This is a genomic window from Helicobacter monodelphidis, assembly GCF_003288845.1.
In the GTDB taxonomy this organism is placed as follows: Bacteria; Campylobacterota; Campylobacteria; order Campylobacterales; family Helicobacteraceae; genus NHYN01.
On record NZ_NHYN01000003.1, the window covers coordinates 133437 to 148701 of the forward strand.

Annotated in this window: 17 protein-coding genes and 1 tRNA gene; 13 read left to right on the top strand and 5 right to left on the bottom strand. The window is 36.0% G+C overall.

The window, feature by feature from the left end:
• Positions 1-3 precede the first annotated feature (3 nt).
• The 7 genes from CCZ01_RS02515 to CCZ01_RS02545 are packed head-to-tail and all read left to right on the top strand — an operon-like array spanning position 4 to position 4806.
• On the top strand, positions 4-1332 hold the full coding sequence (locus CCZ01_RS02515; protein WP_112051661.1) for a 2-hydroxyacyl-CoA dehydratase: 1329 nt from the start codon (positions 4-6) through the stop codon (positions 1330-1332).
• Positions 1333-1357: 25 nt separating this feature from the next.
• Positions 1358-1726, top strand: coding sequence for a hypothetical protein (locus CCZ01_RS02520; protein ID WP_112051662.1), 369 nt, complete (start codon positions 1358-1360; stop codon positions 1724-1726).
• Positions 1723-2412, top strand: a complete 690-nt coding sequence (locus CCZ01_RS02525) for a PulJ/GspJ family protein (protein WP_112051663.1) — start codon at positions 1723-1725, stop codon at positions 2410-2412. Before CCZ01_RS02520 ends, CCZ01_RS02525 begins: the two co-directional genes overlap by 4 nt.
• Entirely contained in the window at positions 2409-2846 is a 438-nt protein-coding gene (locus CCZ01_RS02530; protein ID WP_112051664.1) for a hypothetical protein, read from the top strand. Before CCZ01_RS02525 ends, CCZ01_RS02530 begins: the two co-directional genes overlap by 4 nt.
• A gap of 22 nt (positions 2847-2868) precedes the next feature.
• Positions 2869-3945: a type IV pilus twitching motility protein PilT gene (locus tag CCZ01_RS02535; protein ID WP_112051665.1), complete on the top strand. Its 1077-nt coding sequence runs from the start codon at positions 2869-2871 to the stop codon at positions 3943-3945.
• A complete protein-coding gene (locus CCZ01_RS10800; protein WP_258436435.1) occupies positions 3942-4421 on the top strand; it encodes a type II secretion system protein in 480 nt (159 codons plus the stop codon). Before CCZ01_RS02535 ends, CCZ01_RS10800 begins: the two co-directional genes overlap by 4 nt.
• A gap of 19 nt (positions 4422-4440) precedes the next feature.
• Entirely contained in the window at positions 4441-4806 is a 366-nt protein-coding gene (locus CCZ01_RS02545; RefSeq protein ID WP_146745203.1) for a hypothetical protein, read from the top strand.
• A gap of 11 nt (positions 4807-4817) precedes the next feature.
• Here CCZ01_RS02545 and CCZ01_RS02550 read toward each other — a convergent pair.
• The 3 genes from CCZ01_RS02550 to CCZ01_RS02560 all read right to left on the bottom strand — a co-directional run bounded on the left by CCZ01_RS02550 (position 4818) and on the right by CCZ01_RS02560 (position 6617).
• Positions 4818-4893, bottom strand: a tRNA-Phe gene (locus CCZ01_RS02550).
• Between the two features lie 54 nt (positions 4894-4947).
• Complete coding sequence (carA, locus tag CCZ01_RS02555) at positions 4948-6069, bottom strand: glutamine-hydrolyzing carbamoyl-phosphate synthase small subunit (protein ID WP_112051667.1); 1122 nt, start codon at positions 6067-6069, stop codon at positions 4948-4950.
• The gene (locus CCZ01_RS02560) at positions 6066-6617 is read right to left on the bottom strand and encodes a DUF507 family protein (protein ID WP_112051668.1); all 552 of its coding nucleotides are present in this window, start codon (positions 6615-6617) and stop codon (positions 6066-6068) included. Before CCZ01_RS02560 ends, carA begins: the two co-directional genes overlap by 4 nt.
• Positions 6618-6797: 180 nt before the next feature.
• On the opposite strand from CCZ01_RS02560, the gene CCZ01_RS02565 reads away from it, so the two are divergent.
• The 6 genes from CCZ01_RS02565 (at position 6798) to CCZ01_RS02590 (ending at position 12038) form a co-directional block, all read left to right on the top strand.
• Entirely contained in the window at positions 6798-8126 is a 1329-nt protein-coding gene (locus CCZ01_RS02565; RefSeq protein WP_112051669.1) for a hemolysin family protein, read from the top strand.
• A gap of 168 nt (positions 8127-8294) precedes the next feature.
• The gene (locus CCZ01_RS02570; protein ID WP_258436438.1) at positions 8295-8459 is read left to right on the top strand and encodes an SEL1-like repeat protein; all 165 of its coding nucleotides are present in this window, start codon (positions 8295-8297) and stop codon (positions 8457-8459) included.
• Between the two features lie 197 nt (positions 8460-8656).
• Positions 8657-9490 carry a flagellar hook-basal body protein gene (locus CCZ01_RS02575; RefSeq protein WP_112051670.1) on the top strand — a complete coding sequence of 278 codons (834 nt, stop codon included), beginning with the start codon at positions 8657-8659 and terminating at the stop codon, positions 9488-9490.
• Positions 9491-9510: 20 nt separating this feature from the next.
• Positions 9511-10305 carry a flagellar basal-body rod protein FlgG gene (flgG, locus tag CCZ01_RS02580; RefSeq protein ID WP_112051671.1) on the top strand — a complete coding sequence of 265 codons (795 nt, stop codon included), beginning with the start codon at positions 9511-9513 and terminating at the stop codon, positions 10303-10305.
• A gap of 359 nt (positions 10306-10664) precedes the next feature.
• Positions 10665-11075, top strand: a complete 411-nt coding sequence (locus CCZ01_RS02585; RefSeq protein ID WP_146745205.1) for a hypothetical protein — start codon at positions 10665-10667, stop codon at positions 11073-11075.
• Between the two features lie 216 nt (positions 11076-11291).
• Entirely contained in the window at positions 11292-12038 is a 747-nt protein-coding gene (locus CCZ01_RS02590) for an EI24 domain-containing protein (RefSeq protein WP_112051673.1), read from the top strand.
• Positions 12039-12120: 82 nt separating this feature from the next.
• On the opposite strand, the gene CCZ01_RS02595 is transcribed toward CCZ01_RS02590, so the two are convergent.
• Positions 12121-13476 (bottom strand): L-serine ammonia-lyase, encoded by a 1356-nt coding sequence (locus CCZ01_RS02595; RefSeq protein WP_112051674.1) that lies wholly within the window; start codon positions 13474-13476, stop codon positions 12121-12123.
• Between the two features lie 9 nt (positions 13477-13485).
• A complete protein-coding gene (locus CCZ01_RS02600; protein ID WP_112051675.1) occupies positions 13486-14802 on the bottom strand; it encodes an SLC5/6 family protein in 1317 nt (438 codons plus the stop codon).
• Positions 14803-15265 lie beyond the last annotated feature (463 nt).

Here is a 15265-nt window from a genome sequence, read left to right on the forward strand (position 1 = left end):
AAAATGGAATATACCTCAGCAAATGTTGTTTCTTGGAAGCAAACGCAACAACAAAAGGAACAAATCGGATTTAAAGAAAGGGAGATAACGAAAATTCCTTTTACAAAAGAGATGAAAGAAACGCACACTATCTTGGTCCCAATGATGCTACCCATTCATTTTCGTTTTCTAGTTAATATTTTACATTTACATGGCTACAAGGCGGAACTATTACATAATGATGGCAAGGGTATTGTTGATGAGGGCTTGAGAAATGTACATAATGACACTTGCTATCCAGCACTACTTGTTATTGGACAAATGATTGACGCACTCAAAAGTGGAAAGTGGGATTTAAGCAAAGTTGCTTTGATGATTACACAAACTGGTGGAGGTTGCAGAGCAAGTAACTATATCTACCTCTTAAGAAAAGCTTTAAATAAGGCGGGATATGGGAGTATTCCTGTTATTTCGCTGAATTTTAGTGGACTAGAGAACGATCAAGGTTTTAGCGTGAGTCGTGTAATGCTACAAAATATGCTTTCAGCAGTTATTTATGGCGATTTACTTATGCACATCTCTAATCAATGCAAACCTTACGAGAAAAATGCGGGAGATACTGATGCGATGGTCAGTAAATGGATTGATAAAATCACCACACCCGGCACAAACGATGGATTAATTAGCTATAAAGCCCTCAAAAAAGATACAAAAGCTATTTTAGAAGATTTTGCTTCCATTCCTATGGAACGCAAACAAAAAACAAAGGTAGGTATTGTTGGGGAGATTTATATTAAATTTTCTCCGATTGGCAATAATAACTTGGAAGATTTCTTATTAGGTGAGAATTGTGAAGTTGTCATTCCTGGATTCTTAGATTTTTGTCTATATTGCATTAATGATAGCCTTGTCGAGGGACGTTTATATGGCGGAAAACTAACAACAATGATGATTTACAAGGTTGTATATGCTTATTTTTTGAAGCGACAAACAGATATGATTAAAGCCATTGTTAAACATGGATTTTTCCAAGCACCCTCCAGCTTTAAGCATACAAAATCTCTTGCAAACGACTATGTTTCCCAAGCAATGAATATGGGTGAAGGATGGTTGCTTACTGCAGAGATGCTAGAGTTGATTCAGCAAGGTGTAAATAATATCGTTTGCACACAGCCCTTTGGTTGCCTCCCTAACCACATTGTTGGACGAGGAATGATGAAAGTCATCAAAGAGAAAAATCCACAAAGCAATATTGTTTCAATCGATTATGATCCAGGTGCGACAAAAGTCAACCAGGAGAATCGTATTAAACTAATGTTGAGTAATGCCAAAAAACAGATGGCTCTAACATAAACCCTCTTTAGGAAAAAGGAATGGGTTGAAGAATCTTTATAGTTTTGGTTTATTTGAAGCGATTATTGCATTGTTGCTTTTGAGTGCAATCGTCTTGTTATTGCCACTTTTTCAACGCAACGAACAAGAAAGCCAGTCTCTGGTTTCCTCAAAGGAGATTTTATTCATTGCTGATTCCACTCTCAATCAAATTGCAGAAAACATCAGCAATGCCCAATCTCCAATAACACCTCCACCATTTAACCAACCTCCATTTTCACTATCATACAAAATCTCGCCCATCAAACACCATCCAACAACCATTTATAAAATAGAGGCTTTTATTACTAAAGACAAAAGGCTTTTATCCGTGCTGACAACTTATAGCACAACCATACAGAAAGAATTTTTATGAAAAATAGGATTCTCCCCTGCTTTTCACTCCTTGAATTAATATTATCTTTAACAATCTCCTCCTTAGTTATTGTATTATTTGCACAAATCTCCTTCACAGAATACCAACGTTTTTCGCAACAAAAAGCCATAGAAATTAATGCCTCTATTCTCAATAATATTATGCTACAAGTAGATAGACACATTAAGGATATTTTTCGCCCAAGTCTACAAATCACACCAAATACGCTTAGCTTTTATCGATATGCCCTACCCTACCCCTTAGTTTTTGACCCAGCACAAACCTCACAAGAATTGACAATTCTCTACCCACATTCTTTACCCAATATAAACGCACAGCTTTATTGCGTTAACACAAAAACCTATCATCGCATCACACAAATCACTTCCCATTCACTCCAATTAAAAGAAACACTACCTCAATCATGTGAATACGGTTATTTGCTCACACAAGAAAGAATCCAGATTCTCTATGCCTCTGACCAACGCCTAAAATTACAAACACCACATTCAAATTACATTCTCACTTCTCCCTTGCAATCGTTTCAAGCCTCCCTAAACCAAAACCTACTCTCTTTTTCTTTCTGTATGCGTGATAAAAATATTGAAAAAATCTTTTGCAAAGAAGACCCAACATTATCCATTTGCACGCAAGGGCAATGCCGAGCGTGGACAACAAACTTATGACAACAAAACCTCTGAATGCTTATTTGCTCTTACAGATTCTTATCGCCTTTATCATTCTTAGCTCAATGCTACTCACAACCCGCTACCTTACGCACAGAATTAGTGGAGAATATATCAGCAATCAAGCAAGTGCACAATTAGCCCAATATGCAAAAAGTAGCCAACGCATTATTGTTGCACTCATTCAAAATAAAACTCTAAAGGCTACAAAAACTCCCACAACAAACGATACATTATTTACACCCTTCCTTACACCAAACTATCACATCTCCTTCAATTTATGGCAAGTTTCTGATTTCTTGATTTGTATTGAAACCTATGTTAATGTTATATTACCTAATGGAACTCTCTTGAATCACCACGATTCAGCCCTTTTATATCAGGAAAAGTTAATTAGCCCTGCGTTAAAATGCGACACGAGTATTACGCCTTAAATGCGGATACAAAGGATAACCGATGAATATTGAAACCAAACAACACCTAAGTGAATTCTTTTCCCATGCTTTACAACTCAATGCTACAGACATACATATCACACATCACTCTCCATTCTTCATTCGCACTGATGGTAAACTCCAAACCTTTAATTTTCCTATCAGTTATGAAAAAATGCATTCCTTATGTATGGATATTTTAGACTCTCATTCAAAAGCTGAATTTGAAAAAAATAAAGAAGTAGATTTCTCCTTTGAATTACTAGAAATTGGACGCTTTCGTGCAAATTATTACCATACACAACAACATTTTGCAGCTGCCTTTAGAGCCATCTCCAGCACCCCACCTACATTAGAATCTTTAAATTTACCCAAAATATTTTACGACATCCTAAAAAAAGATCGTGGCTTAATTCTTGTTTGCGGGGCAACAGGTAGTGGTAAAAGCTCCACAATCTCAGCAATGATTGACCACATTAATCAAACACAGCAAAAGCATATTATCGCATTAGAAGATCCTACAGAATTTATCCACCCCCAAAAACAATCCCTTTTTTCATATCGTTGTATCGGTAAAGATACAGCAAGTTATCAAACAGGAATTAAAGCCGCACTAAGGGAGGATCCGGATATTATCCATATTGGTGAAATGCGAGATTGCACAACCTTTGAATCAGCAATTCATGCTGCACAAACAGGGCATTTGGTTTTTTCAACACTTCACACAAATTCAGCTTTAGGTGCTATTTTGAAAATTGTGGGGTCTTTTAGAGGAGATGAACAAGCCCAAATTCGTTCTGCTCTTGCTGATTCCTTGTTGATGGTGATTGCACAAACTCTACTACCTAAAAATGGTGGTGGGCGTGTGTGTGCATTAGAGATTCTTTGCAACACAACAGCGATTTCTAATCTCATTCGTGAAGCAAAATTTCACCAAATTCCGGCACAAATGTCGTTAGGAATGGCTTTAGGTATGCAAACACAAAATGATGCATTAAAAAAACTTTTACAGCAAGGGGTTATCACTCAAGAATCTGCCCTAAATGCAAGCTACAATCAAACAGAGTTAAGCAATAAATTGCAAGGAAAGTTGCAATGAAAAAAAGAAAGCTACCGACTTTTACAATGATTGAACTTGTTTTTATTTTGGTTATTATTGGCATTCTAGCATCTATCGCTATTCCAAGACTCGCAGCAAGCCGAGATGATGCCATCGCCGTATCGCTTAAAGCAGATATCGGAACAATTATGCAAGCAATGCCAGCTTTATATATGAGTCAAGGGGATAATCTGAAAGATTTTTCTCAAGCCATCAATGTCGACTCTAGCCGATGGATACAAAACAATCAAACCCTCACAAGTGTATTGCACGATAACAACAGCCCATGTGTAAAAATTGAATACACAAACGCAACGCAGAATCGCCCAAGCGAACATATCAAGATGGGCGATAAAATCTTAGAATTAAGTATTCTTGCACGTCCTGCCTGTTTACAACTTAACCGCTTATTCCACACAAGCAATACAGATTACACGCAAGTCATCAATCTTTCAGGCTATGGCATTTCATTTTAAATCGCTCAAGGGCTTTACATTGCTTGAAATGGTTATCATCATTATGTTACTTGGAATTTTAGCCACATTCTTTATTCCACAAATTTTTGTTAGCACACAGAACACTTGCCGACAACGTATTAATGCCTCTTTATCTATGATTTCTTCACAAATTGCCAACCAACAAAATACACAGTTTTTGCTCAATTCTTACGGCACAATTGATTTTGCAAAATCAACACAAAATGCCCTTTTTGATGAAAAAAATTGTGCCTTAAAACTTAAAAATAATGCTCTCATATTCCGTTTAAATCAATATACAGGAGAAATCAGACTTGTGCAAGAAGACGGAATTTATCAGTTCAAATGTGTCGGTCAAGATTGCATAAAATTAAATAATATGTAGAGTATTCGGAATGGTGGCTCGAGGCAGAATCGAACTGCCGACACAAGGATTTTCAGTCCTTTGCTCTACCGACTGAGCTATCGAGCCAAACAAAGAGTCAAATTATACTCTTAAATCTTTAAAAACACATAAAACAAACCTTCACTCAATCATTCTGGCAAACTCACCAAAAATGCTATTTGCCTCCTTTGGGCCTGGTGAAGATTCTGGATGATGTTGAATAGAATAAATTTTGCGACGATGGTAAAGTAATCCCTCAATCGTTCCATCAAAAAGATTTTGATGGGTTATATCAGCAATTTCTGTGATATTCTCAGGAACAGAATAAATATGATTTTGTGCAGTGATTTCAACCGCTTGATTGCATAGATTCTTTACGGGGTGATTACCGCCATGATGCCCAAATTTCAGCTTATATGTTGGGTATCCATGTGCGATAGCAAGCAACTGATGGCCCAAACAAATCGCAAAAATCGGAATATCAGATTCCACCAAAATTTTGATTTCTGCAATTTCAGATTTCAAAAATTTGGGGTCTCCTGGCCCATTGGAGAGAAACACTGCATGTAATTCACCCTTTTTAAATCTTTGAATCAAGGTATCAGCCCTAAAAGAATGTGGTTGTACCTCAACTTCAAAACCTGACTCTACTAGGTTATTTAAAATATTGCGCTTAATGCCAAAATCAATCGCAACGATTTTTTTGCGTGTATGGAGAGTTGGGTAACCCATACACTCAAAGCTAAATACACCCTGTTTGTGAGTATAAGATTCTTTTGTGCTTACATCTTGTGCATAATTAATCTCCTCGATTCTCAAGGAAGAATGTAATATTTTTTTCAACTCCCCAACATCGCTAATCTCTGTTGAAGCAACCATCATCATCGCCCCTTCAAGGCGAATCATCTTCACAATATCGCGAATAGGTAAGCGACAAATCCCCATCACATTAAAATGTTTCAGAAAACTACTCAAACTCTCTTGAGCACGAAAATTAGAAAAGTGGTCACTATAATGGCTTACCAAAACACCTTTAGCAAAAACACCTCGACTCTCCATATCTTGTGGATTACAGCCAACAATGCCAATCTCTGGCATACTAAAAGTGATAAATTGTCCAGCATAGCTAGGGTCACTTATAATTTCTTGATACCCACTCATTGAAGTGTTAAAGACAACTTCGCCCACACAACAACCATCGGCACCAAAACTCTTTGCCTCTAAAAATAGCCCATTCTCAAAATAAAGATATGCAGACTTCATAGAAAACCTCGTTTGCGTAATTCTTCTTCATAAAGTTTTTCAAAAATAATGTCATATTCTTCACTGCCGGGTAGAATGCGACGTTTATAGCCCTTAATTTTTTCTTCAACAATCTCTTCTAATGACTCATAGGTTTTTGCATAATTGCTAATCGCTTTATAAATTGTATTTTTTAAGACATTTTCAGAAACATCAAAGTAAAACAGTTCCTCTTCTTTCATTTGGTTTAAAATGGCATGCGAAATATGATTATAACGATCTTCTTTATTGAGAGGAATATTTTTTGAAAGTGCAATTTCTCTTTTTACTAACCAAAAAAGCTGCCTTTCATCGGCACGAAAAAATTCAATCTCATCAATTTTATTTTCCAAAATTTCCCTAACTTCTTCATCAAGAGAATCCTCCTCATGGACACTTTTATCCAAAACACTTCTTGCCACTTCAATTAAATGTTCTAATGTAGAATCCAATTCAATAAAACCCGAATTTACAAGATCAAGGGCAATTTTATTAGCAATATAGGGCGTATGCGTTAATCGTATTTTCATAATCTCTTTAGCCTTTATCTGTAGTTCTCTCTATATCTCTTAAATCGTATTTTAAACCCATTTTGGTAAAAATCCCATTAAGAATAGTAATTTACGGCCAATGATTAAGCTTAAGGATAAAATTCATACAAAAATGCTAGAATTCCCACATTTAATTTTGTATTAGTAAAGGAGCGGTTATTGGACCCGTATAGTATAATGATGCTTATTTTAGCATTTTTGCTTGTAGCATTGAATGCTTTTTTTGTTCTTTCAGAATTTTCTATTGTAAAAGTGCGGAGGTCTCGACTTGAAGAATTAGTCAAGAGGGGAAATAATACCGCAAAACTTGCCCTTAAAATCTCTGGCAACTTAGATACCTACTTAAGTGCAAACCAGCTTGGTATCACCCTTGCTTCTCTTGCATTGGGCTGGATTGCAGAACCTGCTATTGAACACTTATTAATTGGACCCATCACTTTTCTTTCAGGTGGTAATGAAGCAACAGCTAAGGCGGTTAGCGTCGTTATAACTTTTGTAATTATTACATTCTTACATGTTGTGTTGGGTGAGCTTGTTCCCAAATCATTAGCCATCGCAAAAACTGAAAGGGCTGTGCTACTCATCGCACGTCCGTTGCATATTTTTTGGCTTTTATTTTATCCGCTTATCCGCCTTTTTGACTTAACTGCTTCCCTCTTTTTAAAGCTTATGAAAATTGAACCTGCTAAGGAAAGTGATCTTGCACATTCAGAAGAGGAACTAAAAATCATTGTTGGGGAATCTCTCAAAGGTGGGCACATTAACATTCTTGAAGGTGAAATCATTAAGAATGCAGTCGATTTTTCCGACACAATCGCTAAAGAAGTAATGACACCTCGCAAAGATATGATTTGTCTGAATGCAAATGCTGATGCGGAAGAAAATATGGATACCATAATCCATTCAGGTTTTACACGTTTCCCGTATTATGTGGACAGCAAAGACAATATTAAAGGAATGATTCATATACGCGATATTTTAGAGATTGCATACAAAAAGGAACAGATTGATTTTGAAAAAATTGTCCGCCCAATGATTATCGTACCTGAAACTGCACCCATTGCAAAGATTCTTACCAATATGAATAAAAATCAAATCCACACTGCCCTCGTTATTGATGAATACGGCGGAACTTCCGGAATGATTACAATGGAAGACATCATTGAAGAAGTGATGGGCGATATTAGCGATGAACATGATGATAAGAAAAGTGATGGTTTGACAAAAATTGATGAAGACAACTTTGAAGTTGATGGCAAATATGAAATCTTCGTGCTAGAAGAAGAAATTGGCATAGAATTTGAAGAACATCGCGATGAAGTCAGTATTGGTGGTTATGTCTTCAGCCTTATTGGAACTGTTCCTAGTGTTGGAGATAAAATCAGCGACTCGCACGCCCATTTTGAAGTGTTAGAAATGGAGGGTAACCGCATCCAACGTATCAAAATTAGCAGACGAAAAGAATCAGAACAAGAGTTTTTAGAGTAGAAATCGTAGCTATAAAATGATTTAAAAAGTGGCTGAGTAAGCTGTTTAGTATCAATATTTTTATGCTGTGAGGAGTTTCATGAAAATCTTAAATTTTTTGCTCGTGATGATCTGTTTTTTTGCTGTGGGCTTTGGGAGTGAGATTGAAGATTTCAAGAAACTTGTGATTTGGGTGATAGTATAGGCTATCATAATTTAGGATACTCATATCTTACCGGTCAAGGCGTTCGACAAAACTTTGAAGAAGCAAAGGAATACTTTGGTAAGGCTTGTGATATGGGTAGACAAAAAGGTTGCGATGGCTATAAATTCTTAAATGAACAGGGGCATTAACGAGGCGGTAAATTGCCCTTGTGCAACTATTTTTAGAATTTGGATATCTATCGATAAAATTCTAGCATTTTATTTTCGTAAAATTTACCTCTACACACCTAAAATAGGGAAATAGTGAAATATGGAACATTAATTGCTTTAACATCACTAGTTATCTGCAGAAGAATAGCGGATAGAACCCTAATCAAGGATGAAAGATGCAAACAGGCTTTTATAATGCAACAGGCGGTATGGTAACCCAGATGAACCGCCTTGATGTGATTTCCAATAATTTGGCAAATCTCAATACGAGTGGCTTTAAACGCGATGATGTCGTGATTGGTGATTTCGTGCGTCTATATGAAACAAAGAAAAATGAGCTTCCCATCGACGACCAAACCAAAGAGGCGGCAAAATATCTGAATCGTGCCTTAACACGTGTTCCTCATGTCGTTGAAGAATATACAGACATTTCTGCAGGGGCAGTGCAAACAACAGATAATGTTTTTGACTTTGCACTATTGCAACCAAATGCTTATTTTATGATTGAGACTCCAGAAGGAGTGCGTTACACAAGAGATGGATCTTTTACGCTCAATCATGAAGGAAGGCTTGTTACAAAAGAGGGTTTTCCTGTTTTGCCAAAAGAATATGTTGACGGACCACAATATATTGACATTCCAGAGGAAGCCGTTGTGAATGCTGATAAAGATGGCAATTTATATGTTAAAATCCTAACGAATGAAACATTGAACGAGACAATTCCTTTAGGTAATCTTGCTGTTGTCGGATTTGAAAATCCTCAATACCTAGAAAAAACAGGTGGAAACTTATATAAGTACCCAGAGGAGAGAGACGCAGAAAGAACATTTAATGAAGGAAATGGGACAGTTATGCAATACGCACTAGAAAAAAGTAATGTGAATGCAGTGCTTGAGATGACAGGGCTCATTGAAACACAAAGGCTAGTAGAGATGTATTCTAAAGTCATCAATACGCATATGGATGACCTCAACAATGAGGCAATTAATAAACTTGCTCAAAAAGCATAATAAAAACTAAAGGATAAGCTATGATGAGATCACTTTATACCGCAACAACGGGAATGATAGGAATGCAGATGCAAATTGATGTTGTCTCCAACAATATCTCAAATGTGAATGTAAATGGCTACAAAAAACAAAGGGCTGAATTTCAGGATTTGTTCTCTCAAACTTTGCAGTATGCAGGGAGCAACACTTCAGAAACAACACAAAGCCCTACAGGAATTGAAGTAGGTGTGGGTGTACGCCCAAGTTCTGTTCAGAAAATCATGACAAATGGGACACCTATGCAAACAGAGAATCCTTTAGATATGATGATTGATGGACGCGGATTCTTTCAGATTGAATTACCCGACGGAACAATCGCTTACACAAGAGATGGTTCGTTTAAGCTTGATAGTGAGGGGAATATTGTTAACTCTCAAGGTTATTTACTAATTCCTAATATGACAATTCCTGAAGAATGGCAAGATGGGACGATTGGGGTTTCTAAAGATGGAATTGTTACAGTAACCTTAGCGGGGGATAACCAAGTACAAGAGATTGGGCAAATTGAGACAGCAAACTTTATCAACCCTGCTGGCTTACACTCTTTAGGAGATAATCTCTTTGTTAATACAGATGCTTCTGGAGATCCTGTTGTGGGTGCACCCAACCAAGAATCAAGAGGACAAGTTCTTAACGGTGTTTTAGAGCGAAGTAATGTGAAGTTGGTTGAGGAAATGACAGAATTAATTACAGGACAAAGAGCTTATGAAGCAAACTCAAAAAGCATTCAAACCTCTGATTCTATGTTGCAAACCGTGATTGGATTGAAACGATAAAAGCAAAGGGACAAGCTATAAATATTCTGCTTGAATAAAAATTCAGGCAGAATTAATCTTATTAAAAGACATAAACTACCGGCCGTTTGCCACCACATTCTGGTATTATGTACAGACAAAGCATTCTATTTCAAAAGATTAAAACAACATACTATTCAAAAAATCTTGAAGAGACTAAAGCAGTGGTTAAACAATATCTTAAAGAAGGTAATCTTAGCGATAGCCAACAGAGAAATTGTGAAAATGCGGAGTGTGCATATCATCACCGTAAAAGTGACTTCATTAAAGGATAGCTATTTCATAATAATATTATTTTTTTTAACATAACATTTGCGAATAATTTTCAACCCACAAGCATTATGAGCTTGTTTCAATTTGGGTTAGAATCTTGGGAAAGTGGCATTAAAAGTGCTTGTTTATGGGTCTTTTATACTCTTGCTGTCATTGATCTTGCTTGGAGCTTCTCCCTCTCTGCTCTTAGGGGCGGAGAGTTTTCTGATTTTTTAATTTTACTTATTCGAAAAATTATGATTTTTGGTATTTTTTTGTTTTTGTTTAATACACATTTATGGGTTGATCCCATTTGGCAATCATTCTCACAACTCGCTACAGGTGTAAATCAGGGGAGAGATGTTACACCTGCAAATATCATTACTCAAGCAATCGAATTGGTCAAGATTATTTTTGATAAACTAAATTTTAAAGCCGAATCAATTATATATTATTTGTGGAGTGATTATTTTAATTGCAATTGTATTTATGGCGATTGAATTTTCATTGTTTATATCAAACAAGCTTCAGGATTTTTATTTCTGCAATCAATATTGCAAAGATTGCGATACAATAGAATACTGAATATTACTGCTTAAAATCAATCCATATAAACTACCTACACACAATAGCAAGGAGTAATTCTTATGAAGTTCTCAGACATAATCATTAAAGATAGTATGCTATAATTGAATAAATAATTAAAGGCATCAATAATGGGAACTCTATCTTCGGCAAAAAACAACTACACCCTAATACAAAATTCTTTCACACGTGCATTTAGAGATGCCATCACAGGCAAAATGATTCTACTCTCTATTCTTCCCTTTCTTGTGGGTGGGCTAATTTGTTTTCTAAGTTATGATTATCTTTTTTCAAAAATAAATGAGCTAATTACACCTTATCTTAGCATCGATGCGAATGCTGGTTTTTTTGCTTCTATTCTTGCTAAAGTAATAAGTTTTTTTAGTATTTTTTTAGAGTGGGTAGGTATGGTTATTTATTTCATTATCTCCTCTTTAAGTGTTCAAGTGCTACTTTCTGTTTTTTATGCACCCATTATTATCGCCTTTGTACATAAAAAACACTATCCCTCTATTCAATTAGAAAGTGCCGATAATTTACTTTCTTCATTGCTCGGCACACTTAAATCTTTATTAATTTTCTTTATTCTATTTTTTTGCTGTATTCCACTCTATTTTATTCCCGTCATCGGTATTTTTATTTTTTTTATCCCACTTTTTTATTTATTTACCGCAAGCATGAAGTTAGACATCTTAAATGCAGTTTATTCTCAACAAGGCAGAGAACAAATTCTCCAATCACATAAGAAAGATATTTATTTCTTTTTATTTCTCATCTATTTTATTAGCCTTATTCCTATTCTAAATCTAATTGCTACGATTTTTCAGATTCTTCTATTTACACATTTTATGCTGCAGCATAAACAACAACCTAGCTGACCACAAATGTGTATTTTAAGTATATGCAACCAGTTAGCTTTCTGCTTAGTCAATTCTTCTAAACAGAAGTCCATAACTTCTCCTAGCAAACGCTTTGGCTAAGGGTTTTTGCTAACCCCCCTAACGCAGTTTCGCGGTATTTTGCATTCATATCCTTGCCTGTTTGATACATTGTCATAATCACTTCATCAAGGCTAACGATTGGCTGACTCTTGCGATTCATTGTCATTCTTGCAGCAGAAATCGCTTTAATCGCACCAAATGCATTCCGCTCAATGCATGGAATTTGCACTAACCCAAATGCCGGATCACAAGTCAAACCTAAATGATGTTCCATTGCTGCTTCAGCCGCATTGCACGCCTGAAGTGTATCCGCACCAAGAACAGAAGCCATCGCTCCTGCCGCCATAGAACTTGCCGAACCAATTTCAGCCTGACAACCCGCCTCTGCTCCACTAATAGAAGCATTTTTTTTATAAAAAGAACCAATCATCATTGCACACAATAAAAAATCAATCGCTAATTCATCATTAAAGCCCACAGTATGGTTCTTCAAATATAACATTACAGCAGGAATTACGGCACAAGCACCATTTGTTGGTGCAGTCACAACCCTACCTCCACCCGCATTCTCCTCAGCAATTGCAATGGCATAAAGGCTAATATAATCAATAATGCCAAAAGGATCAGCAGTTGGGCGAATACGTTCCTTTAGCCCTTTTGCACGACGATGCAAATTTAAAGGTCCTGGTAAATTACTTTGCTTAGGATAGCAACCTTGATAATAAGATTCTTGCATAACTTCCCAAATACTCAAGCAATAGTCACGAATATGTTCTTTTGTATGAAATTGCAATTCATATTCATAAGAAATTTGTGCAAGTTGCTTGCCACTTTTTTGGCTCATCTCTAAAAGCTCACTTGCTGAATTAATACTAAAACCCCTTGTTTGGGTGGATTCTTTGTTGCCTGCTTGCATTTGTGCTTCATCGCATACAAATCCACCACCTACAGAATAATAAGTTTCTTCACAAAGAATCTGTCCATCAGAAACATAAGCACAAAAACGCAACGCATTTTGATGTAATGGTAAAAAATCATTATTAAATACAATATCTTTTTCATAGTTAAAAGAAATTTCTTTTTGCCCACAGAGATTCAAACACTGAGACTCTAAAGCCTGTTTTAGGATAGATTCTTGAATCTCTGCAGTAATATGTTTTGCTTCTAAAGCATTCAACCCCCAAATCACAGCCTTATCACTTAAGTGTCCTTTGCCCGTAAGAGACAAAGAACCAAAAAGTGTAACTTGAATACGCGAAACAGAATGTAGTTGCTGTTCTATCTTTTTACAGAACAAATTTGCTGCTAACATAGGTCCTAATGTATGCGAAGAGCTAGGTCCTATACCAATCTTAAAAATACTCAAATTACTCATCAAAACTCCTTAATTTTCTGGAAGCATTTTATACACAACACTAGCGATAGTCAAAAGTCCGGTAATAATAACAAAAGCATCCAAAGCTTTATTTTGATATTTCTTGAATTTTGAGATAGAGTAAATCGCAATAATTGGCATAACGAATAAAATCATTGCAATAATTGGTCCTCCTAAGCTTTCAATAAAATCCAAAATGCTTGGATTCAGATACGCCACAAGAACAATAGTAATATACATAAACAATGTACTGAAAATATTGATTGCCTTGAGGTTTGGATTCTCGTTTCCTGCAAGCTTAATACCCTTTCTTACAATACCATTAAGCCCCTCATAAGCCCCAAAATAATGCCCAAAAAAAGAACTTACTATTGCTAAAAATCCAACCAAAGGAGCACCATAAGAAATAATAGGGTTTTCAAACTGATTTGCAAAATAAGAAAGAATGGGAATATTTGCTACCCTAGCTGCCTCAAAATCTGTTGCACTCAAGCATAAAATACAAGAAAACACAAAAAACATTACAAAAACTAGCAACATTGTTGCTGTAGAAAATAAAATTTGATTACTTTTATAAGTTGCATATTCTCCATATTCTCGTCGCACACTCATACTGAATGTTGAAATAGCTGGAGAATGGTTAAAGGAAAATACAAGAACAGGGAGCGTCAGCCAAACAACCGTTAAAAATTCTTTCAAATTAGGCACACTTTGCACAGCTTCAATTTTCCAGTGCGGAATGAGATAAAGTGAAAAAGCAAAAAGCACAAAGCAAAGAGGATACACTAACGCATTACAAGCTTTTGTTATCCACTCTTCTTTCAAAAACATTACCGCCATCATCGCACTTACCAAAACAATAGACAAAACTGCACGCACTCCAGGCAGAAGTTGCTTAACTTCATTACCTTTTTCATCAAGCACAGGCACACCTTTAGCATTCTTTACAACTTCAAGATAATCCGTCCAATTCAACTGGTGAATAATAAAACTCCCGAAAGTATTAGTAATTCCCACGCCATAAGCCAAACAAATTGGATAAATCGCAAAAAAATAAAGTAGTGTAATACCCATACTCACACCCCTGCCCCAATATTCTTCGGCTGCATGAGTGATATCATTGTCTACAGAACTTGCCTCCAACACAAAGCGACTTAACGCACGATGGGAAAGCCAAACCATTGGAAAAATAAGAATACTCATTACAACAACAGGCCAGAATCCACCCGTTCCAGCACGAATAGGTAAGAACAAAATTCCTGCACCAACGGCTGTTCCAAATAAAGAAAGCATCCAACGTGTGTCAAACTGATTCCATCTAGGCATAATGACCCCTTTAAATAAGAATTTAGATATTATACTTCAATTTCAATAAAATTGTTCCTTATAATTACTTTTTATAAAAGGGCTAAAGCCAAATGTTTCAATTATAAATACAAACATACTAAAACAGCAACATTTTTGGACTTTCTAGACTTAACATGTAAAACCCAGCTTATAGTCTTAAAATCTATAATATGTCTATGCAAGAATTTAAGTAGAATTAACAAAATCTAAAGACAAAACTTGTGGTATTGCAGATATCCCCAGAATGTTCAAAAAAACTCAAAGCAGTTTTTATAAATATTTTTGGAGATAATGGGCTTAAATTAGGATGGAATGCCATATAGATTTTTATATTTTACACATTTTAACCTTAGGCAATCCACACATTCCTACTCTTATCAATACGCTCTAGGATAACATTTCCACTCTACTTCTTTGGCAACAAATTGTCCACCAGCAGCTG

Excerpts from the sequence above, each read along its gene's own strand:
- CCZ01_RS02515 (WP_112051661.1), top strand. The coding sequence starts at position 4 with ATGGAATATACCTCAGCAAATGTTGTTTCTTGGAAGCAAACGCAACAA.
- CCZ01_RS02525 (WP_112051663.1), top strand. The coding sequence starts at position 1,723 with ATGAAAAATAGGATTCTCCCCTGCTTTTCACTCCTTGAATTAATATTA.
- CCZ01_RS02530 (WP_112051664.1), top strand. The coding sequence starts at position 2,409 with ATGACAACAAAACCTCTGAATGCTTATTTGCTCTTACAGATTCTTATC.
- CCZ01_RS02535 (WP_112051665.1), top strand. The coding sequence starts at position 2,869 with ATGAATATTGAAACCAAACAACACCTAAGTGAATTCTTTTCCCATGCT.
- CCZ01_RS10800 (WP_258436435.1), top strand. The coding sequence starts at position 3,942 with ATGAAAAAAAGAAAGCTACCGACTTTTACAATGATTGAACTTGTTTTT.
- carA (WP_112051667.1), bottom strand. The coding sequence starts at position 6,069 with ATGAAGTCTGCATATCTTTATTTTGAGAATGGGCTATTTTTAGAGGCA.
- CCZ01_RS02560 (WP_112051668.1), bottom strand. The coding sequence starts at position 6,617 with ATGAAAATACGATTAACGCATACGCCCTATATTGCTAATAAAATTGCC.
- CCZ01_RS02575 (WP_112051670.1), top strand. The coding sequence starts at position 8,657 with ATGCAAACAGGCTTTTATAATGCAACAGGCGGTATGGTAACCCAGATG.
- flgG (WP_112051671.1), top strand. The coding sequence starts at position 9,511 with ATGATGAGATCACTTTATACCGCAACAACGGGAATGATAGGAATGCAG.
- CCZ01_RS02585 (WP_146745205.1), top strand. The coding sequence starts at position 10,665 with ATGAGCTTGTTTCAATTTGGGTTAGAATCTTGGGAAAGTGGCATTAAA.
- CCZ01_RS02590 (WP_112051673.1), top strand. The coding sequence starts at position 11,292 with ATGGGAACTCTATCTTCGGCAAAAAACAACTACACCCTAATACAAAAT.
- CCZ01_RS02595 (WP_112051674.1), bottom strand. The coding sequence starts at position 13,476 with ATGAGTAATTTGAGTATTTTTAAGATTGGTATAGGACCTAGCTCTTCG.
- CCZ01_RS02600 (WP_112051675.1), bottom strand. The coding sequence starts at position 14,802 with ATGCCTAGATGGAATCAGTTTGACACACGTTGGATGCTTTCTTTATTT.